The 20,530-nt window shown below is 73.3% G+C and carries 19 protein-coding genes; 10 read left to right on the top strand and 9 right to left on the bottom strand.

The window, feature by feature from the left end; genetic code table 11:
• Positions 1 to 2: 2 nt before the first annotated feature.
• From ACOTKD_RS10690 to ACOTKD_RS10675, 4 genes are all read left to right on the top strand, one after another.
• The gene (locus tag ACOTKD_RS10690; protein WP_424888648.1) at positions 3 to 950 is read left to right on the top strand and encodes a Zn-ribbon domain-containing OB-fold protein; all 948 of its coding nucleotides are present in this window, start codon (positions 3 to 5) and stop codon (positions 948 to 950) included.
• Complete coding sequence (locus ACOTKD_RS10685) at positions 947 to 1,939, top strand: lipid-transfer protein (RefSeq protein WP_424888647.1); 993 nt, start codon at positions 947 to 949, stop codon at positions 1,937 to 1,939. The genes ACOTKD_RS10690 and ACOTKD_RS10685 overlap by 4 nt, the downstream gene beginning before the upstream one ends.
• The gene (locus ACOTKD_RS10680) at positions 1,936 to 3,114 is read left to right on the top strand and encodes a thiolase domain-containing protein (RefSeq protein WP_424888646.1); all 1,179 of its coding nucleotides are present in this window, start codon (positions 1,936 to 1,938) and stop codon (positions 3,112 to 3,114) included. Before ACOTKD_RS10685 ends, ACOTKD_RS10680 begins: the two co-directional genes overlap by 4 nt.
• A 99-nt stretch (positions 3,115 to 3,213) precedes the next feature.
• Positions 3,214 to 3,447 carry a DUF397 domain-containing protein gene (locus ACOTKD_RS10675; protein ID WP_424888645.1) on the top strand — a complete coding sequence of 78 codons (234 nt, stop codon included), beginning with the start codon at positions 3,214 to 3,216 and terminating at the stop codon, positions 3,445 to 3,447.
• Between the two features lie 7 nt (positions 3,448 to 3,454).
• Here the strand turns inward: ACOTKD_RS10675 and ACOTKD_RS10670 are convergent, their stop codons facing one another.
• The 3 genes from ACOTKD_RS10670 to ACOTKD_RS10660 form a co-directional block, all read right to left on the bottom strand.
• Entirely contained in the window at positions 3,455 to 4,471 is a 1,017-nt protein-coding gene (locus tag ACOTKD_RS10670) for an isopenicillin N synthase family dioxygenase (RefSeq protein ID WP_424888644.1), read from the bottom strand.
• A gap of 173 nt (positions 4,472 to 4,644) precedes the next feature.
• A complete protein-coding gene (locus ACOTKD_RS10665; protein ID WP_353620260.1) occupies positions 4,645 to 4,719 on the bottom strand; it encodes a putative leader peptide in 75 nt (24 codons plus the stop codon).
• Between the two features lie 145 nt (positions 4,720 to 4,864).
• Entirely contained in the window at positions 4,865 to 5,305 is a 441-nt protein-coding gene (locus ACOTKD_RS10660) for a rodlin (RefSeq protein WP_424888643.1), read from the bottom strand.
• Between the two features lie 310 nt (positions 5,306 to 5,615).
• Here ACOTKD_RS10660 and ACOTKD_RS10655 point away from each other — a divergent pair, with 310 nt between their 5' ends.
• Entirely contained in the window at positions 5,616 to 6,113 is a 498-nt protein-coding gene (locus tag ACOTKD_RS10655) for a hypothetical protein (protein ID WP_030364275.1), read from the top strand.
• A 76-nt stretch (positions 6,114 to 6,189) separates the two neighbouring features.
• Here the strand turns inward: ACOTKD_RS10655 and ACOTKD_RS10650 are convergent, their stop codons facing one another.
• Both ACOTKD_RS10650 and ACOTKD_RS10645 read right to left on the bottom strand, forming a co-directional pair.
• Positions 6,190 to 8,202, bottom strand: coding sequence for an N-acetylmuramoyl-L-alanine amidase (locus ACOTKD_RS10650; RefSeq protein WP_424888642.1), 2,013 nt, complete (start codon positions 8,200 to 8,202; stop codon positions 6,190 to 6,192).
• A 257-nt stretch (positions 8,203 to 8,459) separates the two neighbouring features.
• The gene (locus ACOTKD_RS10645) at positions 8,460 to 9,566 is read right to left on the bottom strand and encodes an aminoglycoside phosphotransferase family protein (protein WP_424888641.1); all 1,107 of its coding nucleotides are present in this window, start codon (positions 9,564 to 9,566) and stop codon (positions 8,460 to 8,462) included.
• 325 nt (positions 9,567 to 9,891) lie between these two features.
• Here ACOTKD_RS10645 and ACOTKD_RS10640 point away from each other — a divergent pair, with 325 nt between their 5' ends.
• Complete coding sequence (locus tag ACOTKD_RS10640) at positions 9,892 to 11,406, top strand: hypothetical protein (RefSeq protein WP_424888640.1); 1,515 nt, start codon at positions 9,892 to 9,894, stop codon at positions 11,404 to 11,406.
• Here ACOTKD_RS10640 and ACOTKD_RS10635 read toward each other — a convergent pair.
• Positions 11,403 to 12,872: a PP2C family protein-serine/threonine phosphatase gene (locus ACOTKD_RS10635; RefSeq protein WP_424888639.1), complete on the bottom strand. Its 1,470-nt coding sequence runs from the start codon at positions 12,870 to 12,872 to the stop codon at positions 11,403 to 11,405. The genes ACOTKD_RS10640 and ACOTKD_RS10635 overlap by 4 nt on opposite strands.
• A 442-nt stretch (positions 12,873 to 13,314) precedes the next feature.
• Between ACOTKD_RS10635 and ACOTKD_RS10630 the strand changes: the two genes are divergently transcribed.
• Together ACOTKD_RS10630 and ACOTKD_RS10625 are read left to right on the top strand one after the other, a co-directional pair.
• Complete coding sequence (locus tag ACOTKD_RS10630; protein WP_424888638.1) at positions 13,315 to 14,739, top strand: HEAT repeat domain-containing protein; 1,425 nt, start codon at positions 13,315 to 13,317, stop codon at positions 14,737 to 14,739.
• A gap of 42 nt (positions 14,740 to 14,781) precedes the next feature.
• A complete protein-coding gene (locus ACOTKD_RS10625) occupies positions 14,782 to 15,339 on the top strand; it encodes a hypothetical protein (RefSeq protein ID WP_424888637.1) in 558 nt (185 codons plus the stop codon).
• 55 nt (positions 15,340 to 15,394) lie between these two features.
• Here ACOTKD_RS10625 and ACOTKD_RS10620 read toward each other — a convergent pair whose 3' ends face one another.
• Positions 15,395 to 15,859 (bottom strand): hypothetical protein, encoded by a 465-nt coding sequence (locus tag ACOTKD_RS10620; RefSeq protein WP_424888636.1) that lies wholly within the window; start codon positions 15,857 to 15,859, stop codon positions 15,395 to 15,397.
• Positions 15,860 to 16,198: 339 nt separating this feature from the next.
• Between ACOTKD_RS10620 and ACOTKD_RS10615 the strand changes: the two genes are divergently transcribed.
• Positions 16,199 to 16,837: a DUF4956 domain-containing protein gene (locus ACOTKD_RS10615; RefSeq protein WP_424888635.1), complete on the top strand. Its 639-nt coding sequence runs from the start codon at positions 16,199 to 16,201 to the stop codon at positions 16,835 to 16,837.
• Entirely contained in the window at positions 16,834 to 17,727 is an 894-nt protein-coding gene (locus ACOTKD_RS10610; RefSeq protein ID WP_424888634.1) for a polyphosphate polymerase domain-containing protein, read from the top strand. The genes ACOTKD_RS10615 and ACOTKD_RS10610 overlap by 4 nt, the downstream gene beginning before the upstream one ends.
• On the opposite strand, the gene ACOTKD_RS10605 is transcribed toward ACOTKD_RS10610, so the two are convergent.
• Both ACOTKD_RS10605 and ACOTKD_RS10600 read right to left on the bottom strand, forming a co-directional pair.
• On the bottom strand, positions 17,693 to 18,826 hold the full coding sequence (locus tag ACOTKD_RS10605) for an alpha/beta hydrolase (protein WP_424888633.1): 1,134 nt from the start codon (positions 18,824 to 18,826) through the stop codon (positions 17,693 to 17,695). The genes ACOTKD_RS10610 and ACOTKD_RS10605 overlap by 35 nt on opposite strands.
• 88 nt (positions 18,827 to 18,914) lie before the next feature.
• Positions 18,915 to 19,931: an NAD-dependent epimerase/dehydratase family protein gene (locus tag ACOTKD_RS10600; RefSeq protein WP_424888631.1), complete on the bottom strand. Its 1,017-nt coding sequence runs from the start codon at positions 19,929 to 19,931 to the stop codon at positions 18,915 to 18,917.
• Positions 19,932 to 20,530: the final 599 nt, after the last annotated feature.

Below are 20,530 nucleotides of genomic sequence, written 5' to 3'. Positions count from 1 at the left end.
CCGTGCCGGAGATCCTCACCGCACCCCTGACCGTCTCCTTCCCCTTCACCCGCTCCCTCGGCCCCGTCCAGAGCGCGTTCCTCACCGGCCTCCGGGAGCGCACCGTCCTCGGCGTGCGCACCACCGGCGGCCGGATCCTCGTACCGCCCGTCGAGTACGACCCCGTCACCGCCGAGGAGCTCCGCGACCTCGCCGAGGTCGCCCCCACCGGGACCGTCACCACCTGGGCCTGGAACCCCGCGCCCCGGGACAACCAGCCCCTGCGCACCCCCTTCGCCTGGGTCCTCGTCCGCCTCGACGGCGCCGACACCGCCCTGCTGCACGCCCTCGACGCCCCCGGCCCGCACGCCGTACGGACCGGCATGCGCGTCCGCATCCGCTGGGCCCCCGAACGCACCGGCGCCATCACCGACATCGGCTGCTTCGAACCGTACGAGGGGGAGGAGCGCGGGGGCCCGGCCGTACCGCACGACGGCGCCTTCGACGACCCCGTCACCGGCATCGTCGCCCCCGCCCGCCTCGACTACACCTACACCCCCGGCCGCGCCCTGAGCCGCCACCTCGCCGCCCTCGCCGAGCACAGGATCACCGGCGAACGCTGCCCCTCCTGCCGCAAGGTCCACGTCCCGCCCCGTGGCGTCTGCCCCACCTGCGGCGTCCCCACGACCGAGCAGACGGAGGTCGGGCCGCACGGCACCGTCACCACCTTCTGCATCGTCAACATCAAGGCCAGGGGCGCCGACATCGACGTCCCGTACGTCTACGCCCACATCGCCCTGGACGGGGCCGACCTCGCCCTCCACGCGCGCATCGGCGGCATCCCCTACGACGAGGTGCGCATGGGCATGCGCGTCGCACCCGTATGGACCGGCGACGCCCGCCACCCGGACCACTACCGTCCCACCGGCGAGCCCGACGCCGACTACGACGCCTACAAGGAGCTGCTGTGACGCCCCGCGACGTGGCCGTCGTCGCCTTCGCCCGCAGCGAGCACCACGGAGGGTCCGACGGCGCGTTCGACGGTGCGTCCGAGCCCGAACTGCTGCTGCCCGTCCTGCACGACGCGCTGAGCCGGGCAGGACTGGCCCCCGGCGAGGCCGACTTCACCTGCTCCGGGTCGAGCGACTACCTCGCCGGCCGCCCCTTCTCCTTCACGCTCACCCTCGACAGCGTGGGCGCCTGGCCGCCCATCGCGGAGTCCCACGTGGAGGCGGACGGGGCCTGGGCCCTCTACGAGGCCTGGGTGAAGATCCTCACCGGCCGCGCCGACACGGCCCTCGTCTACGCCCACGGCAAACCCACCGCCGGGGACCTGACGGACGTCCTCACCCGCCAGCTCGACCCCTATTACCTCGCCCCCCTGTGGCCCGACCCGCGCGCCCTGGCCGCCCTCCAGGCCCGCGCCCTCATCGACGCCGGCCACCTCGACGAGCCGCCCGCCGCGGAGGCCCACGCCGTGGTGCCCCTGCGCACCACCGACTTCCCGGCCCCCACCGACGGCGCGGCCGCCGTCGTCCTCGCCGCCGGCGACGCCGCCCGCCGCATGTGCGAGCGGCCCGCCTGGATCCGCGGCATCGACCACCGCATCGAACCCCAGGCCCCGGGCCTGCGCGACCTCACCGACTCGCCCTCCACCCGTCTGGCCGCCGAACGCGCCGGAGCCTTCCGCGCCGCCGTCGACACGGCCGAACTCCACGCCCCCTGCACCGCACAGGAGGTCGTCCTGCGGCGGGCACTGCGCCTCGACGGAACCGTCACCGTCAACCCCTCCGGCGGAGCGCTCGCCGCCGACCCCGTCATGACCACCGGCCTCGTCCGGCTCGGCGAAGCGGCCGCCCGCATCCAGCGGGGCGACTCCGACCGGGCCCTGGCCCACGCCACCTCCGGCCCCTGCCTGCAGCACAACCTCGTCGCCGTGCTGGAAGGGGAGAACCGGTGAGCGGACGGACCAGCAGGGAACCCGTCGCCGTCGTCGGCATCGGCCAGACCAAGCACGCCGCGGCCCGCCGCGACGTCTCCCTCGCCGGGCTCGTCCGCGAAGCCGCCCGGCGGGCCCTGGACGACGCGCAGCTGTCCTGGGCGGACCTGGACGCCGTCGTCCTCGGCAAGGCCCCCGACTTCTTCGAGGGCGTCATGATGCCCGAGCTGTACCTCGCCGACGCCCTCGGCGCCGCCGGCAAACCCGTCCTGCGGGTGCACACGGCCGGATCCGTCGGCGGCTCCACGGCCCTCGTCGCCACCGACCTCGTCGCGGCACGCGTCCAGCGCACCGTCCTCGCCGTCGCCTTCGAGAAGCAGTCCGAGTCCAACGCCATGTGGGGCCTGTCCCTGCCCGTGCCCTTCCAGCAGCCCCTGCTGGCCGGCGCCGGAGGGTTCTTCGCCCCGCACGTACGGGCCTACATCCGCCGCAGCGGCGCGCCCGGCGACGTGGGCGTGCTCGTCGCCTGCAAGGACCGCCGCAACGCCCTGCGGAACCCCTGGGCCCACCTGCACGAGCACGGCGTCACCCTGGAGCGGGTGCGCTCCTCGCCCATGCTGTGGGACCCGGTCCGCTACTCCGAGACCTGCCCCTCCTCCGACGGCGCCTGCGCCGTCGTCCTCACCGACCGCGCCGGAGCCGCCCGCGCCCCGCACCCGCCCGCCTGGGTGCACGGCGGCGCCATGCGCAGCGAACCCACCCTCTTCGCCGGCAAGGACTTCGTCTCGCCGCGCGCGGGCCGCGACTGCGCCGCCGAGGTCTACCGGCAGGCCGGCATCACCGACCCGCGCCGCGAGCTCGACGTCGCCGAACTCTACGTGCCCTTCAGCTGGTACGAACCGATGTGGCTGGAGAACCTCGGCTTCGCCGCCGAGGGCGAGGGCTGGAAGCTCACCGCCTCCGGCGCCACCGAACTCGGCGGCGACCTGCCCGTCAACCCCTCGGGCGGCGTCCTGTCCACCAACCCCATCGGCGCCTCCGGCCTCATCCGCTTCGCCGAAGCGGCCCTCCAGGTGCGGGGGAGGGCGGGGGAGCACCAGGTCGACGGCGCCCGCAAGGCGCTCGGCCACGCCTACGGAGGGGGCGCACAGTTCTTCTCCATGTGGGTGGTGGGCGACAGGCCTCCCACCACCTGAAGGAGCGCACGGCGGAGCGTTCGCCGCCGTGCGGCCTGTGCGGCGCACGCCGCGCTCGCTAGGGTGGGCGCGGGACGACGACCGGGAGGAGTTTCAGCAGTGGCAGAGAGCACGACTGAACGACCGGCGGGCGCCATCGTGCCCGAGCTCGACCTCGGCAACGCCGCCTGGCTGCCGGGCAGTCAGGGGACCGGCGACGTCGAGATCGCCTTCGTGGAAGGCTTTATCGCCATGCGCAACGGACGTGATCCGGGTCCCGCAGTGGTCTTCTCGCCCGCGGAGTGGCGCGCTTTCGTGCGCGGCGCCCGCGAGGGCGAGTTCGACCTCACCTGACGGACTGTCAGCCCACGGGCGTGCCCTCGGTCACCAGGTCCGCGTGGTGGCGGCGGGCCACCTGGGGGTGCGCGCGCAGCCAGCCCTTGATCTCGTTGCGGCCGTACTCCGCGAACAGCGGGTTGCCGGCGTCCTGCGTGACGCCCGGCGCCCGGTCCGCGTACGCGAACGGCACGGGCTCGATGCGCGCGTCCAGGCGCGGGTTGTAGAAGAACGGGACCGAGAACCGCTCACGGGTGCCGGCCGGGCTGACCACGCGGTGGTTGGTGGCCTTCAGGTAGCCGTTCGTGGCCACCTCCAGCAGCTCGCCCAGGTTGATCACGAACGCTCCCGGCACCGGCGGCACGTCGATGAAGGACCCGTCCGCCGCCTCCACCTGCAGACCGCCCACCTCGTCCTGCAGGAGCAGGGTCAGGAAGCCGTAGTCCTTGTGCGCGCCCACGCCCTGGCCCGCGCCGTCGGGGGCGCTGCCGGGGTAGCGGACCAGCTTCAGGTGCAGGTGGGGGCGGTCGGCGAAGGCCTCGTCGTAGAAGTCCTCGGGGGCACCGATCGAGGCCAGCAGCTCGTGCAGCAGCCGCTCGGCGACCGCGCTCAGCCGGTCGATCCAGCGCAGGGCGGCGGTCCGCAGCTCGGGGAGGGCCGCCGGCCACTGGTTCGGGCCCTCCAGCCACCAGTAGCCGGGCTCGTCCGCACCCGGCGCGCGCGCCTCCCGCTCGGCGCCTATGTCGAGCTGGTCGCGCCAGTCCCGGCTGCCGCCGGTCCGCTCGTCGCCTATGCGGGTGTAGCCGCGGAAGTGGGGCGAGTTGAGGTTGCTGACCGCCAGCCGGTCCGCCTCGGGGAGCGCGAAGAACGCCCGCATGGTGCGCCACAGCTCGGCGGTCTCGGCCTCGGTGACGCCGTGGCCGGTCAGGTGGAAGAAGCCCACGTCGCGCGCGGCCGAGTGCAGCTCCTCGCGGAAGCGGGCACGGGCCTCGGGGCCGGCGGAGGCGGCGGAGAGGTCGAGAACGGGAAGCTTGTTGCTCATGAGGGTTGTCCACACGTGAGGGCCCGGAATCGCGTACGGCGGTGCGCCGGACGCCCGCGGCGCCGCCGCGGGGTGCGCGGGCAGGGCGGAGCGGGACCGGGGAACGGCAGGAAAAGGAGATAAAGAAAGAAAAGCGGCCACGGCCTGGGAAAAGGGGCCGGGCAGGAAGAAGATCAGCCGTAACGGCGACAGGACATGCTCGTGACGCGGAGGAGGTCCACGTGGCGGCGTTTGACGAGCATAGTCACGGGCCCATCGTATACGACCCGCCGGGAAACCGGCGCCGAGGGCTCTGACCTGCGGTTTCCGGGCAAGGGAATCCCCCTGCCCCGGGGCCCGTGCACCCGAGACAGGGGGAGATCCGGCCGGCCGTGGGGCCGGTCGCGGCGTCGGTCAGTGGCCGTGGTTGAAGCCGGGACCGCCGAAGCCGGGGTGGCCGCCGCCCTTGTTGCCCGAGCCGTTGCCCGAGATGATCGGGATCTCGTCGAGGATGTGCGACAGCGGGTCGTCGCCGTCGCTGATCGTCGAGTTGTCGGTGCACTGCTGCTGCTGCTGGGAAGTGAGGATCGGCACGTCCTGGACGCCGATGTTGAGCAGTGCGAGCAGCGACTGGACACCGATCTTGCCGATACCGAGGCACGGCTTGTTGAGGGTGCCCTGGATGAGACTCATCTGCGGGCTTTCCTTGCCGCCGGTCTTCGTGTTGCCGTAACCGGTGTGCGAAGCGTTGCCGTTGGCGACGTCCTGGTCGTTGCCGATCGCCATCGCCGGGCCGGCGATGGTGCCGACAGTGGTAACCGTCACGGCGGCCGTCGTGAGTACCTTCTTGAGCACGGTCTGTGCCTTTCGATCGATTAGCTGCCTCTCACAGACAGGGAAGCGACCTGAGTAACTCGGGCCCATAACGGAAGTTTCGGGAATTCACTCATTTGCTCCAGGGAGGTGGTTTCCGTAGGGAGAAGTCCCGCTTTTGCCTGGTAACGTGCCGCCCGCGGCGGTGTTCTTCGGCCGTCGGTCCGCCCGGACAGCGCCCCCACAAGTTGCGTCCGGGCGGACCCTGACCCGGCCGCGGGCCCCCGGACGAGCCGCCGCCCGAAGCTCTCCCCGGCGCCACGCCAGGGGCCCGGGCACGTACGATGTGGGCATGTCCTTCCTCCGCCGCCGCAGCGCCACGCCCACCGGGCCGGACTTCGACGTCCTGGCCATGGACCCGGGGGACTGGCCGGGCGATCTCGGGGCCGGGCTGCTGCCCGCGCCCGACGGCAGCTGCCAGGGTGTCTTCCTCCGCTACGACCTCTTCGGCGGGCGCGGCCCGGCGATGATCATCGGCAATCTGCCCGAGGGCTCCCCGGCGCGCGAGCTCGAAGAGGGCCAGGTGCCCTTCGAGGTCACTCAGCTCCTGGCCGCCCTCGGCAACGAGGAGCCGGTGCAGGTGCTGGAGACCGAGGACATCCCGGTCATGCACGAGGACAACCTCCTGATCGTCCGGCGCATCAAGTGCTCCGAGGGCCGCATCTCCTGCACCCAGTTCGACCGCAGCGACGGCGTCCTCGTCACCATCGCCAGCTGGGACCGGCCCATCACCGACGAGCTCTACCAGCTCCTCAAGCCGCTGCCCGCCGAGATGTTCCAGACGGCCTGACGAAGGCCCCCGCACACGACGCACCGGAGCCCGGTACGGCCGACGCCGCACCGGGCTCCTCGCGTCCTCCCGGGCGCTACCGGTTCGAGGGCCGCACGGTCACGTCAGCGGCCTTCACGAAGGCCACCCGGTGGCCGAACTGGATCTCGTAGTACGCGTCCTTGCCCCGGATCACCTTGTGGCCCGCGGGATCGAAGGTCTTCGCCCACAGGTACTCGCTCCGCAGCCGCTGCCCCATGACGTACGCCTGCCCGGCGGGCAGCTTGTACGGCAGCGGGGCCAGCGCCTGCACCGGCACCCCCGCGGGATACGCCTCCTTCTCCGGATACGCGCGCCCGAACACCGGGACCTCCGCCAGCCCCTCCTTCGGCGTGACCACCGAGCCGTAGGCGTTGACCGCGGTCGGCTGCGACAACGGGTTCTTGAACCACGCCACCTGCCCCAGGTACCAGATCGCCGTCCACGAGCCCTTGTGCCCCGCCACCGCGAACTGCTGGCCCGTCGAGGCACGCGCCCCCGTGTCGTTGACGTCGATCGTGGACGCGCTGCCGTCCGGCCGCAGCCCGGCGTCCTTCACCAGCGGCGCCTTCTCGCTCGGCTGCGTGTACAGCCGCACCGCGCCCGAACCGTGCGGGGCGCAGGGCTTGGCCGGCCCCGTGCAGCCGGTGTAGGCGGGCTTGTGGGCGTCGTAGTCGGGCAGGACGGTGACCATGCCCGCGTACGCGCCACCCGTCGGACGGAACGGCTTGCCCATCAGATCGAAGTAGTGCGCCCAGTCCCAGTAGGGACCGGGATCGGTGTGCATGCCCTTGATCGTCGCCGGGGTCGTGCCCGGGACGTTGTCGTGGCCCAGGACGTGCTGCCGGTCCAACGGGATCCTCAGCTGCTGCGCCAGATACCGCACCAGGCGGGCCGAGGTGCGGTACATCTCCTCCGTGTACCAGGCGTCGGGCTGGGCGAGGAAGCCCTCGTGCTCGATGCCGACCGACTTGGCGTTCACGTACCAGTTGCCCGCGTGCCAGGCCACGTCCTTCGTCGGCACGTGCTGGGCGATGTGGCCGTCCGCGGAGCGCACCGTGTAGTTCCACGAGACGTACGCGGGGTCCTTGATCAGCTTGATCGTCGTCTCCCAGGACCCCTCTGTGTCGTGGATGACGATGAACTCCGTCTTCTGCGAGTCCGGCCGGTCCGCCAGGTCGTGGTTGCCGTAGTTGTCGCCCTGCAGCTTCTCGTACGGGGCGGGAATCGCCTCGCAGGCCACCGCCGCGGGGCACTCGGTCTCCTCCTCGTCCGGAGGATCCGACAGGCCCAGCCGCCCCACCAGCTCCGGACGGTCGGGCAGGCGCGGGGCGGCCGGCAGGGCGACCCGCTGGCCGACGTCGGTCGTGCGCCGCTGACCCGAACGGAGCACGTCGAAGACGTCACGGGCGAAGGCCGCGGCCGTCGCCGTGTCGGAGGCGCCCGGATAGCCCGCCACGGCGCCGAACCAGTCCGCCGGATCCTCGCTCAGGGGCAGCCCCAGCCGCTTCTGGGCGGCGGCGAGCAGAGCCGCGCCACCCCGCACGTTCGCGGCGGGATCCCTGCGGAGGGCCTCCCGCGACAGGCCGGACACCCGGGCGGCCTGCTCCAGGGTGCGCAACCGCGCCGGGAGCTCCCCGGCCGGCAGCAGGGACGGCCGGACTGCCCGGGGACCGGCGGCCGGGCGGGAGCCGTCGCCGCGCGGATCCTCGCGGCCGTCGCTGTGGTGCGGAACGGCGGCCACGGCGTGCGCCGCATCGGTCAGGTGCATGGGGCCGTAGCCGCCGGTGACGCTCGGGGCGCCGCTGTGGGTGTCCCACCGCGACTCCAGATAGGAGACACCGAGCAGCACACTCTGCGGAACGCGGTACTCCTGGGACGCCGCGGCGAACGCGCGCTGCAGCGCGCCGGAGGGCGCCCGGCGGTCCGTGGCCGTGGCCGACGCCGCACCGGGCGCCAGGGGCAGCAACAGGGCGGCCGAAGCCAGGACTCCGGCCGCCCGGAACGCCCCCCTGCTTCTTCGGAGGGCTCTCAGGGGAGCGGTCCACGATTCGGGAACGGATCCTCGCAATGCAGCCTCCTCGGGGCGTGCCGTGCCACGCGCGGGAAATGGTCGGGGCGCGAGCGGGCGTGCGGGACCGGACGTAACCAGAGGTAGTCCCTGGCAGACGATCCGTCAATCATGCTGCTGCGAAGCATGTTGCCCGTACGGACACTGCGCCTCCGACGCCGAGGCTGCACCCTTTCCGGCCCCGCACACGGCGACACGCCGCGCACAGGGCGCGGCGTGTCGCGGAGGGGCCGGTGACAGTGCCGTCGGCCGGGCGGTCAGCGGGTGCCCACCGCCGCCCGGACGGCGCGCCGGGCCAGCGCGCAGTCGTCGTGCAGGCGGCGCAGCAGCAGCCGCTGCTCCTCGCCCGAGTCGGCCGCGCCGGGCGCCGCCGGGGCGGGGTCCTGCATGGCGCGCTGCACGGCCGTCTCGCACATGCGGAGCTCGCGGGTCAGCACGAGCATGAGATTCACCAGAAAGGCGTCACGCTGCACCGTGCCGGCCTGCCGGGCCACCTGGCTGATGTGCCGGCGCGCCACCGGGGCGTCGCCGAGGGCCATCCAGAGCGTGGCGAGGTCGTACCCCGGGAGGTACCAGCCCGCCTGATCCCAGTCGACCAGCACCGGGCCGGTGGGGGCCAGGAGGATGTTGGAGAGCTGGGCGTCGCCGTGGCAGAACTGGCCCTGGACATGGGCCAGCCCGTACAGCAGCTTCTGCAGGTCGCCCATGTCGCGGTCGGTCAGCAGGCCCAGCTCGTGATAGCGCGCGATGCGCTTGCCGTAGTCCAGCGGCATGTCGAACATGCCGGCCGGGGGGCGCCACAGGTTGACCCTGCAGATCGCACCGAGCGCGGCCCGGACGTCCGCCCGCGGCGGGGTGTCCGTGGGGTGGCGCTGTGCGGCCGCGGGCCGCCCGGGCATGCGCTCGATCACCAGCGTGCAGTTGTCGGGGTCCGCGGCGATGAGCCGCGGCACCCGCACCGGCGGACGGTGGCGGACGAACGCACGGTATGTCGCTATTTCCTGCCGGAACCGCTCGGTCCAGGCTGGCGACGGGTCCAGTAAACACTTGGCCACCGCTGTGGTGCGGCCGGTGGAGCCGACCAGCAGGACCGAGTGCCCGCTCTGGCGCAGGACCTGGACGGCGTTGAACTCCGGGCAGATGCGCTGCACCGCGGCGATCACCGTACGCAACTGTGCCCCCTGGGGGCCGGACAGGTCGATTCTCCCGTTGAGCGGCTGGCCTCCCAGCCCCGGGGACCGCCGGGCCCGTCCGCCCCCGAAGGCAGCCCCCGCGGCGTGGGAGGGGTCGAGGTACGGCCCGCCGCCGGCGTGCTGGGGACGGAGCCGGGGCGGGGCGGACACGGAGGACGAGGCTGCATACATGAGCGGAACGGATCCCTTCGTGTGCCGACGAGTTGCCGCGCTGCCCCGGTACCCGGGCCGGCCGTGCACCCTGGGGAATGCACGGGGGTCAGCCCCTTGACGGATCTCCGGCGGACTTCCGGCGGATCTCCGGCGGACCCTCCCCGCTTACGCGGAGAACAGCGGATCCGGACCGGCTGCCGGGTGACCGGGGTGGCGCGTTCCTACATCACACCCGCCCGCGGGTGGCACACCATGTGGCGGACCCTGGCGAACCCTGGCGAATACTCGCCTGGTCCATGACGGGCCGCTACCTTCAAGTCAGCCGAGAACCTGGGGGCTTGACGTGACAAGGGAACCCAACACCCGCCTCGCGGATCTGTTCGGCCTGGCCGGATGGTCCAAGGGCGAACTGGCGAGGCTCGTGAACCGGCAGGCGGCCGTCATGGGCCACCCGCAGCTGGCGACCGACACCTCGCGAGTGCGGCGTTGGATCGACATGGGGGAGTCCCCGCGCGATCCCGTGCCCAAGGTGCTGGCAGCCCTCTTCACCGAGCGACTCGGCCGTGTCGTGACCATCGAGGACCTCGGGTTCGGCCGTCGAGGGCGCGCGGGTAGGGGGCAGTCCGCGGACGGCCTCCCCTGGCCGCCCGAGCGGACCGCCGCGGTCCTCACCGAATTCACGGGAATGGACCTCATGCTCAACCGACGCGGCTTGGTGGGCGCGGGCGCCGCGCTCGCCGCAGGCTCAGCACTCAGCAGCGCCATGCACGACTGGCTGCACTCCGATCCGGTCCTCGCCTCCGACTCCCCCCGCTTCGACGATCCGCTGCGCAGGGACGGCATGCACGCCGAAACCGCCGGGCTCGACCGCTACGAGGCCGCGCCGGTGGGCTCCACCGAGATCGACGCCCTGGAGCGCTCGGTCGAGGTGTTCCGCGCGTGGGACGCGGCCCGCGGCGGCGGGCTGCAGCGCAAGGCCGTGGTGGGCCAGCTCAACGAGGTGGGCGGGATGCTCTCCTACCACCACCCCGAGCACCTCCAGCGCAGGCTGTGGGGCGTCGCGGCGAACCTCGCGGTGCTCGCCGGCTGGATGTCCCACGACGTGGGCCTCGAACCGACCGCCCAGAAGTACTTCGTCATCGCCGCGCACGCGGCCCGCGAGGGCGGCGACCGCCCCCGCGCCGGCGAGGCGCTCTCCCGGGCGGCCCGCCAGATGGTGCACCTCGGCCGGCCCGACGACGCCCTCGACCTGATGAAGCTCGCCAAGTCCGGATCCGGCGGCGAGACCCTGCCCCGCACCCGCGCCATGCTCTACACCATCGAGGCCTGGGCACAGGCGTCGATGGGCCGGGGCCAGGCCATGCGGCGCACGCTCGGCGAGGCGGAGGAGCTCTTCGTCTCCGACAAGCGGGACGTGCCGCCCCCCAGCTGGATGCAGCACTTCGACGAGGCCGACCTCCACGGCATGCAGGCCCTGGCCTACCGCACCCTCGCCGAGCACGACGCGGGGGCCGCGGCCATCGCCCAGCAGCACGCCAGGGAGGCGCTGGCCCTGCGCAAGAGCGGCCACCAGCGTTCGATGATCTTCGACTACATCTCCATGGCCTCCGCCTGCTTCATCAGCAACGACCCCGAACAGGCGGACACCTACGCCAGACTGGCACTGGTGTCCATCGGCGAGACCTCCTCGCACCGCACCTGGGACCGGCTCCGCGAGATGTACCGCCTCACGGGGAAGTACGCCGGTTACGCCCGGATCGAGGACCTCCGGCAGGAGATCAAACGGGCCCTGCCGAAGGCCCCCAAGGCACAGCCCAAGAAGGGCGGAGGGAGCGGAGGGAAGGGCCTGGCGGTCTAGCCGTTGATGCGGCCGATCAGCAGGCAGGCATCGTCCTCGCGCTCCTTGCCGCCGAACTCCTCCAGCACGGCCCGTACGCACTCCCGTGCGCATCTCGCCGCGGTGAACCGTGGGGCGAGGTCCAGCAGGCGGTCGGTGACCGTCCCGGCGACCGGCCCCGTGCTGTGGGGCAGGAGGCCGTCGGTGTGCAGGAGAAGGACGTCGCCGGGCTCCAGGAGCTCCTCGGCCTGCCCGTAGGCGGCATCCGCGACGGCCCCGAGCAGCATGCCCTCCGGCGGCTGCAGCGCACGGCCCCTCCCCCCGCGGAAGAGCAGCGGTGCGGGGTGGCCCGCCTGGGACCAGGCCAGGGTGCGGCTCGCGGGGTCGTAGCGGCAGCAGACGGCGCTGCCCAGGGCGGGCTGCGCGGAGGCGTCGAGGAGGCGGTTGAGCCAGCCCATGAGGGGGCCGGGCTCGGCGCCCGTCACGGCCATGCCGCGCAGCGCGCCGAGCAGCATGGCCATGCCGGAGGTGGCGGCCACGCCGTGCCCGGTCAGACCGCCCACGCTGAGGAGGGTCTGCCCGCCGGGCAGACCCAGGGCGTCGAACCAGTCACCGCCGATGAGGGCGCTGCTGGCGGAAGGGAGGTAGTGGGCGGCGAGGTCGAGGGTGCCGGAGGTGCCGTCGGACTGCGGGGCACCGCCCTGGGGGAAGCGCAGCGAGCCGCGCCACGGTGGCAGCACGGCTTCCTGCAGCTCGACCGCGATCCGGTGTTCGGCGCGGGCGATGTGCTCGCGGCGCTGCAGGGAGTCGGAGGTCTCGTCGACGGCGCGGCGGCTGCGGCGCAGCTCGCTGATGTCGCGTAAGACGGCCCACATGGAGGTCGCGGTGCCGTCGCCGTCCAGGACGGGCTCGCCCATCATGTGCACCACGCGGGTCGAGCCGTCGGCGCGCACGATGCGGAACTCGCCGTCGATGGGCTTGCCGTCCACCAGGCAGCCGGTGACCATCGCGGTCAGCAGGCCGCGGTCCTCCTCGGGCAGCCAGGAGGGCAGCTCGTCCAGGGTCAGGGGGCCGTCCTCGGGGCGGCGGCCGAAGAGCTGGAAGAGCTCGTCGGACCAGGTGGCCTCGTCGGTGAGGAGGTTCCACTCCGCGCTGCCGACCCGGCCCGGCGCGGTGCCGGGCCGCGGCGCGGGCGGCGCGGCCGGGGCCTGCACCGCGCACGCGGGGACGGTGCCGCCGGGCGGCGGAGGGCCCTCGCGGAGCTGGCCCAGGTGCTCCCCGAGATCGTCGAGGTGGTGGGCCGCCAGGTCGCACAGGGCGCGGTGCCAGCGCCGGCGGGCGTCGTCCGGCTCCTCCTCGGCGGCCGCCGCGCGCCGCACGGCGTCGAGGCCGCCGCGCAGCCGCCGCGTCTGCGAGATGAGGGCGTCGACCGTACCGTGCTCGGGCGGCTGAGCTGCGGAGGAGTCCGCGTGGAGGGGGGACGGCATGTCGTACTCCGATGGGGGGAGCGGCACAGCCGGCTCCGTAGGGTCCGCGGGGTGGGCCGTAACGACTCTGGCACAGGCGGAGAGGGCCTGTAAGGGCTTTGGCAACACCCGATCCGGTGGTGTCCAAGGCATGTGCCGGAGGCAAGCCGATGTGAGGCGGGAGGTTCCCCTTGGGCCGGGTCAAGCATGTGCCGGGGCCGGCCCGGCCGGAAAGGGGCCGGAATCGGGCAGGGAAGGGGTCGGGAAGCGGCCGGGAAGGGGGTGAAAAGGAGGCGAATCGGATGGGGCTCGGCGGAATCCCACACTCCAGGTAGGCTGCGGGGCGCTCGACCGACCTCGAGTTCCCCCTGTTCACCACGCATAGCACCGGTGGACACCGGCAAGAATGCCGGACGACGGAAATCCCGTTGCCAGCCGACTCCCCGCACCGGATGCTGACCCCATGTTCGATCCAGACATAGCGCCCAGCGGCACCCTGCTCGGCCTCCTCCAGCGAGGCCGCGGCGACGGGACCCTGCATGCCCTCGCGGCGCCGCGGGCGGAGGCGCTCGCGGCGCTCCACCACTGCCTCCTCAGCGACCCCAGGCGCGACTGGCAGGTGGAGAACCGCTCCCTCTACTACGCGCGCCTGTGTCTGGACCTCGACGCCGGGCTCGGCGAGCTCGAACGGCACCTCTTCTGCGCCGACGACCTCCTCGACGGCGCGGAGGAGCGCACCGGCCTCGCCCTCGCCGTCCTCGGCCACCTCGCCTCGTACGGCCGCGAGGACGCCCTGCTGCTCCTGCGGCGGTACGCGATCTCCGGTGCGAACTGGGCCTGGGCCCTCGACGAGCTCGCCCTGCGCGACGACGACGCCGGGCTGCTCGCCCTCGGTGAGAGCGTCCTCGCCCGCTTCCCCGCGGGGCCCGAGGGCGACCGGGACCTCGCCGCGGCCGTGCGCGACGCCTTCGAGCCCCGCCCCTGGCGGCTGTGGGCCGACGAGACGCAGTCGCCCGCGACCGCCCCCCGGGTGCGCGCCGCGCAGGAGCAGGGCTCCTTCGACCGCTGGCAGCGCCAGCTGCGCCCGTCGGGCCCGCGGCCCGGCTGGAGCGTGCGCGAAGTGCTCGACTGGGCCCAGGAGGGCCTCGGCCTGCACCCCGTCCAGCTCCGCCACGTCCCCGCGACCCGCTGCCTGAACGCCGTCGCGGGGCCCGAGGACCGGCTGGAGATCATCGAGGCCGCCGCGTTCGGCCCCGAGGCCGCCCGCGCCACCGCCCTGCGCTACCTGGCCGAGCACGACGACCCGCAGGCGCTCGACCTCATCGAGGCCGCCGCGGCCGATCCCGGCGCGCTCGTGGCCGAGGCCGCCGTCACCGCCTTCGAACGCATGCGCGGCACGGCCGCCCTGGAGCGCGCCCGCGCCTGGATCCACCGCACCGACGCCCTCGGCGGCGCCGCCGCCGGCATGCTCGCCTCGCGCGGCGCCCCCTACGACGCGCCACTGGTCCTCGGCGCCCTGCGCCGCCTGGTCCGGGCCGAGGGGCCCGACGCGCCGGTCCTGTGGGACCTCGTGCCGGGCGCCGGCCGCCTGGGGATCACCTGCGCCGCGCCCGTGCTGCGGCACATCTACCGGGAGACGTCCTCCTCGCACCTGCGCGGCCGCACGGCGCGGGCGCTGGCGGCGACGGACCCGTCCTTCGCGACCGGCTTCGCGGTGGAGTGCCTGTGGGACTGCGAGGAGACGACCCGCGAGCTCGCCGCGCACCACGCCACCACCGCCGACGCCCGCGTCGTCGAGCAGCTGCGCAGGCTCGCGGCGGACCCGGCCGAGGAGGACGACGTGCAGACCGCCGTCCGCAGCCGCTTCGGGCCGGAGACCGCGGTGTGACGGGCGTACGAGCAGAATGATCGCGTGAATGCGATAACACATGTGAAGATATGCGCGGTCGCCCTCCTTGTAGGGGCGCAGTTCGCGGCCGCGACGGCCGCGGAGGCGGCTCCGGCGCCCGCACCGGCCGCCGTCGGCGTCGCCGTGAAGACCCCGGGCGGTTCCCACAGCAAGGCGGCCGCCGTCAGGATCACGGAGGGGCAGGTCGGCGAGGCCGCCCCGGGCGGCACCCTCCTCTACCCGAGCGTCACCAGCTGCCTGACCGTGACCGTCCGGCTGCGCGACGGCGGTCTCGTGGGTGCCCATGCCAGCCTCTTCCAGGTGCCGGGCGAGTTCCGTTCCGACCGGATCCTGGCCGCCCTGAAGCAGCGGGTGGGCGGCCGTGCGGTGCGCGCGGTCGAGGTCAGGGGCGCGGTCGGCGCCTGGGACCCGGGCTACTTCACCAAGGCCATCGAGAGCTACGGGGACGGCGAGGCCGTGCCCTTCCCGGAGGCGCCCGATCCCGGTGGCATCGCCGAGGCCGTCGCCGCGGGCCTCGGGCAGCCGCGCGCCGCCGTGACCGTCCAGGACGTGCCCGACGGTGACCAGACCGTCAGCTGACGACCGAAGGGGGTACGAGGGCAACGCCCCGTACCCCCTTCCGTCCGGCGGTTCCTCAGGCGCGGCGGCGCTTGAAGGCCTTCCGGATGAAGTAGATCGCCAGCACGATCAGCGCGATGATGAAGAGCACCACCAGGATCAGCACGATGATCAGGAAGATGCCGAGCTTCGCGAAGAAGCCCTTCTTCTTTTTCTTCTCCTTCTTCGGCTTCTTCGCCGCCGTCGTCACGTGGTCCTTCGCGGACCGGTGGTGGCCGTGCGAGGCCTGGAGCGCGTTCGCGGCACCCGACTGCGCGGTGCCCGCCGCCGTGGTCACCTCGGCCTGACGCTCGGCCACGGCCGTCACGGCGGCCGGGCGGGCCTGCTCCGTGCCCTGGGCGGAGGCCGGGGAGACCAGCAGGGAGGCGCCCAGCGCGAGTGCCGCGACGACGGCCGCCCGGCGGGCCCGCTGCCACCGCCGCCGTACGACGGGCGCCGCCGCGCCCGCCTGCTGCTCGTCGTCCATCAGCTCAGCGTTCATTGACGCCCCCATCGGTGTTCCGGGTGTTCTTGCCATGCGGTGCGCTCCGGCGGGTGACGGGCCGCGGGGCCCGGCCTCCGTAACGCGGCCCCCATTATCTGCACACCGACAAGTCGCTGAGCAGGGCGCACGGAAGCTCTGGGACGGAACTGGAACGTTCATGCCCCAAAGCCGGTGTGACCAGTGGGGCAAGAGCGCCGATTGCGACATGCGTCGTGCGGATCCGGACACTTGGGATCCACTTCCGTCAAGGAGGCGCATTGTTCGTCAAGAAGTGAGCGCATGTTCACCCAGAGTTTCCTATCGTCGGTGTCCCTGCCGACACACAGAGAGTGAGCAATGGACTCCCTTCGACACCTCGCCGCCCACCTCGGGCTCGACCTCCTGGCCGTGTGCCTGCTGACGTTCGCGATCTACTACCCGCGACACCGGCGCCGCGACCTCGTGCCCGCCTACCTGGCCCTGAACGTCGCCCTGTTCACGGTCGTCGCGGCACTCGCCGAGCTGGGCGGCAGCGGAGGCATGGCCCTCGGGTTCGGGATGTTCGGTGTGCTGTCGATCATCCGGCTGCGGTCGGACTCCGTGCAGCACGAGGAAGTCGCGTACTACTTCACGACGCTGGTCCTCGGTCTCATCACCGGCCTGCCGCACCTCGCGTTCGGGCTCGCCGCCGCGCTCAGCGCCGTCCTGCTCCTCGTTGTCTACGCCGCCGACCACCCGCGCCTGCTCGCCCGCTCGCGCCGCACCGTCGTCACCCTCGACACCGTGCACGGCGACCCCGCCGCGCTCCGGGCCGACCTCGCCCGGCGGCTCGGCGCGCCCCTGCACTGGACGGTCATGGAGGTCGACTACGTGCGCGACCTGACGGTCGTCGACGTCCGCTACCGCGAGCCCGAGCCGGGGAGCAGGCCGGTCCGCACCGTCGTCTCCGAAGGCGGGTCCGCCCGCGCCGGCGCGCCCGCGTGGGAGTCGGTGTGACCGCCCCCGCCGCGCCGCGGCCGGCGCCGCCCGAGGCCACCCCGTCGGTGCGGGCCGTCCACGACGCGGCGCACGCCACCGCTCCGATCTCCCTGGCGGAGGTCAACCGGCGCGCCGAGCTCATGGCCCGCTTCGACCGGAGCTACCTCGTCCCCGCAGAAACGTTCCTCTATATAGCGGAGCAGCTCACCGACCCGGGCCGGCCCGGCGGGCCCTTCCGCGCCCTCACCATCGACGGCCGCCGCGCCTTCCGGTACCACTCCGTCTACTACGACACCCCGGGCCTGCGGTCCTTCCACGACCACCGGCAGGGCCGCCGGCTCCGCTTCAAGGTGCGCGAGCGGGTCTACGAGGACACGGGGGAGCGGCAGTTCGAGATCAAGCTCAAGGGCGGGCGAGGCGACACCGTCAAGCACCGCAGGCCGCTCGCGGGCACGGACACCCCGCTCGACCCCGGCTACCGGGCCTTCCTCGCCGAGACCCTGCACCGCGCCTACGGCATCGGCTCGCCCGCCGGCCTGCGCTCCTCGCTCAGCACGGACTACCTGCGCGCGACGTTCGTCGCCGACGGGGAGCGCATCACCTGTGACGCCGGGCTCGTCTGCGACGACCTGCGCGCCGGGCGGCGGGTCACGTGCGGCGCGGACCTCGTCCTCGTCGAGACGAAGACCGCCGGGCACCTGACGGACGCCGACCGGCTCCTGCACGCCTGCGGGGTGCGCCCGGCGGTCTTCACGAAGTACTGCGGGGCGCTGGTCGCCCTCCACCCGGCCCTGCCTGCCAATCGCTGGCGGCGTGCCGCACGGTGGGCCTTCGGCGGGGCGGCGGAGCCGGTGCCCGTCGCGGACGGCGGCGCTACTGACCGCCGTTGCGGTCCGCCGGCTCCTTGAGCTCCTTGTCCAGCCACCTGAGCACCACCGGGTACTCCTCGCGCCACGTCTGGAAGTTGTGGCCGCCCTCGTCCCGGACCAGCTTGTCGACCTTGAGCGGGGGCTTGGCCTTCTGCGCGAACTTCAGGCTGGGCCCGTAGTTGTCCTCGTTCTTGCTGGTGGCCAGGAGCAGCGACGCCGGCGGCGGGGGCATGTGCTCCAGCCGCCACGTCAGGTCGTTCTCGTTCTTGTACGCCTTGCTGCCGGCGTACAGGTCGCCCGTCTTGCCGTCCTGCCGGGCGAAGTAGTCGGCGGACAGGCCGGCGGCCGCGCCGTAGCGCGCGGGGTTGGTCATCGCGAGCTTCAGCGCGCAGTAGCCGCCGGTGGAGTTGCCGACGGCGCCCCAGCTGCCCGGGGCGCCGGAGGCGCGGTAGACGTCGGTCACGGCCAGCGGCAGGTCCTGGTTGAAGAAGGCGAGCGCCTGCGGACCGCCGGGCACGTCCGTGCAGTTGGTGTCGCGGTCGGCGACCACCGAGGGCCGGACCAGCACGTAGATCGTCGGCCGGATCTCCTTCTTCATGACGGCGGAGGAGACGGCCTGGGGGACCTTGAGCTGGGTGATGAGGTTCTTGGAGACGCCCGGCTGGCCGGTGATCGCCACCACGACCGGGAACTTCTCCTTCTCGTGCTCCTTCTGGAAGTACTCCGGCGGCAGGTAGGCGTAGCCGTCCATGCCGAGCCCCGTCACCGGGCCGTGGATCTCGATGCGGTCCACCTGCCCGGCCTTCTCGCGGGCGCCCTTGAGGCCGACGGACTCCTGTCCCTTCACGACGAGCGCGGGCGGCCGCTTGCCGCCGTCCGCGCCCGGCTGCATGGCCTGTCTGCTCGACGCGCGGCCCAGGAGTTCGTTCCAGGTGGAGTAGAAGCCGAACTCCTTGTTCGCGGCGACGAGCAGGACCGCCAGGATGCTCACCTGCGTCAGGACGAGCAGGCCGACGCGCCCGGCCAGCGCGAGCGGCCCCTTCCGCGCGGCGCGCGGCCACAGCCACAGGACGAGCACGCACACCGCGACGGCGATGAGGGCGAGGACGAGCTGGAACGTCGGGGACGTCAGGCCCACGGCAGTCACTCCTCTTGGAGGGCGGTCTCCAGGAGAGAGGGGGGTTGGAGCGGTCGGGGTTGAGCCGGGTCACGCTTATTTCGGTTTTTCACTTTATATTGACATTGGTGTCCGTGCTCGCAGAGCGTCCGAGCAGCTCCGCCTCGCGCTCCGGGTCCAGCCCGAGCGGCGGCCTGTCCGGCCGCTGCGGCGCGCGGCCGCCGATGCGCTGCAGCCACGCCCAGGTGTCCGCCACGGTCCCGGCCGCGGGCCGGCAGCGCAGTCCCGCCGCGACGGCCTTGGTGGAGTCCCCCATGTGCAGTACGTCGTGGAGCTCGCCGGGCGGCACCCACACCGGCAGGTCGGTCCACGGCTCGACACCCGCGGCCAGGATCCGCTCGGGGGCGGTCCAGCACAGCTCGGCGCCGGAGCCGGTCACCCGGACGCACGCCTCCAGCAGCTCGCCCATGGTGGTGTGACCGGGCGGGCTCACCAGGTTGTACGGCCCGCCCAGCCTCGCTCCGAGCGCGTCCAGGGTCCAGTCGGCGAGGTCGCGCACGTCGATGAACTGCAGTCCGAGGTCGCGGGGGCCGGGGGCCAGGACGGGGCCGCCACGGGCGATCCGGCCCAGCCACCACGGCAGCCGGCCCAGGTTCTCGCCGGGACCGAGGATCAGTCCGGCCCGGACCAGCAGCGCCCGGTCGCCGAAGGACGCGAGGGCGGCCAGCTCGCCGCCCCGCTTGGCCTCCGCGTACTCCACCTCCCCGGCATCGGGTGAGCCGTCCACCACGGGCCAGTCCTCGTCGTGCCCCGCGGGGGAGGGGTAGCGGTACACCGAGCCGCTGGAGACGTAGGCGTACCGCCCGGTGCGCCCGGCGAGCAGCCGCGCCGCGTCCCGCACGGCCGACGGCGCCCACGACCAGGTGTCGACGACGGCGTCCCACTCGCCGCGGCCGAGCGCGCGCAGGCCGTCCGGGGCGGTGCGGTCGCCGTGCAGGGCCTCCGCCCCCTCCGGCGGGGCGTGCCGTCCCCGGTGGAAGACCGTCACCTGCCAGCCGCGGGCCAGCGCGGCCTCGGCGACGGCCCGGCCTGCGAATTCCGTACCACCCAGTATCAAGAGCCTCATGCCTCCACCCTGCCTCTTGCACCCCGGCCCGGGGAAGAAGGGGCGGCGGCCGGGAGGAGGAAAACGGAGGAGAGATCGCCAAGCGGAAGGAGCGCAACCTTACTTAGAGGGCGAGGAGTTGCTTCCGGTTGCCTCCGGGCCCTGCGGGCCCTCCTGCGCCATGAGATCGGCAGCGGCGGCAGCCGGGTGGATGTAGCCGCTGATCGGGCGACAAAGGCGAAAAGTCGGACGGCCTTCATCAGGCCGATCTCGGAACGGTCCGACGCTCCCGGGACCCCTGGGGCGCCGGGGAGCGCGCGCCGGGGAGCCCGCGGCGCGCGACCATGTTGCCACAGGTCACCGCCGCACGGCCGACCGCGCACGAGCGGACCGCCCGTCCCGCGCGGGATGATCGCGGGTCGGCCAATTCCGGCCACCGGACGAAGAGTTCACCTCGGCTCCTGGCCAGTGAGCCAGCGAGACCCCCGGGCATGGCGCACTATATGCCTGGGCGGTCGAGAGACTGTTGAGAGAGCAAGCGCCTCTCGATGCCGTGGCACCCGTGTGCCCGGCGCCCGCGCTACGCCGTGCGGTCCGGCTCCGGCCGTGCGGCTCGGTCA

The sequence above is a fragment of the Streptomyces sp. XH2 genome, from assembly GCF_049725035.1.
GTDB lineage: Bacteria > Actinomycetota > Actinomycetes > Streptomycetales > Streptomycetaceae > Streptomyces > Streptomyces roseoverticillatus.
This window is presented reverse-complemented; position numbering and strand designations above follow the sequence as displayed.

What these genes read in the sequence shown, in the direction of transcription:
- ACOTKD_RS10670 (WP_424888644.1), bottom strand. Translation starts at nt 4,471, where the DNA reads ATGAGCAACAAGCTTCCCGTTCTCGACCTCTCCGCCGCCTCCGCCGGC.
- ACOTKD_RS10655 (WP_030364275.1), top strand. Translation starts at nt 5,616, where the DNA reads ATGTCCTTCCTCCGCCGCCGCAGCGCCACGCCCACCGGGCCGGACTTC.
- ACOTKD_RS10645 (WP_424888641.1), bottom strand. Translation starts at nt 9,566, where the DNA reads ATGTATGCAGCCTCGTCCTCCGTGTCCGCCCCGCCCCGGCTCCGTCCC.
- ACOTKD_RS10635 (WP_424888639.1), bottom strand. Translation starts at nt 12,872, where the DNA reads ATGCCGTCCCCCCTCCACGCGGACTCCTCCGCAGCTCAGCCGCCCGAG.
- ACOTKD_RS10630 (WP_424888638.1), top strand. Translation starts at nt 13,315, where the DNA reads ATGTTCGATCCAGACATAGCGCCCAGCGGCACCCTGCTCGGCCTCCTC.
- ACOTKD_RS10620 (WP_424888636.1), bottom strand. Translation starts at nt 15,859, where the DNA reads ATGAACGCTGAGCTGATGGACGACGAGCAGCAGGCGGGCGCGGCGGCG.
- ACOTKD_RS10615 (WP_424888635.1), top strand. Translation starts at nt 16,199, where the DNA reads ATGGACTCCCTTCGACACCTCGCCGCCCACCTCGGGCTCGACCTCCTG.
- ACOTKD_RS10600 (WP_424888631.1), bottom strand. Translation starts at nt 19,931, where the DNA reads ATGAGGCTCTTGATACTGGGTGGTACGGAATTCGCAGGCCGGGCCGTC.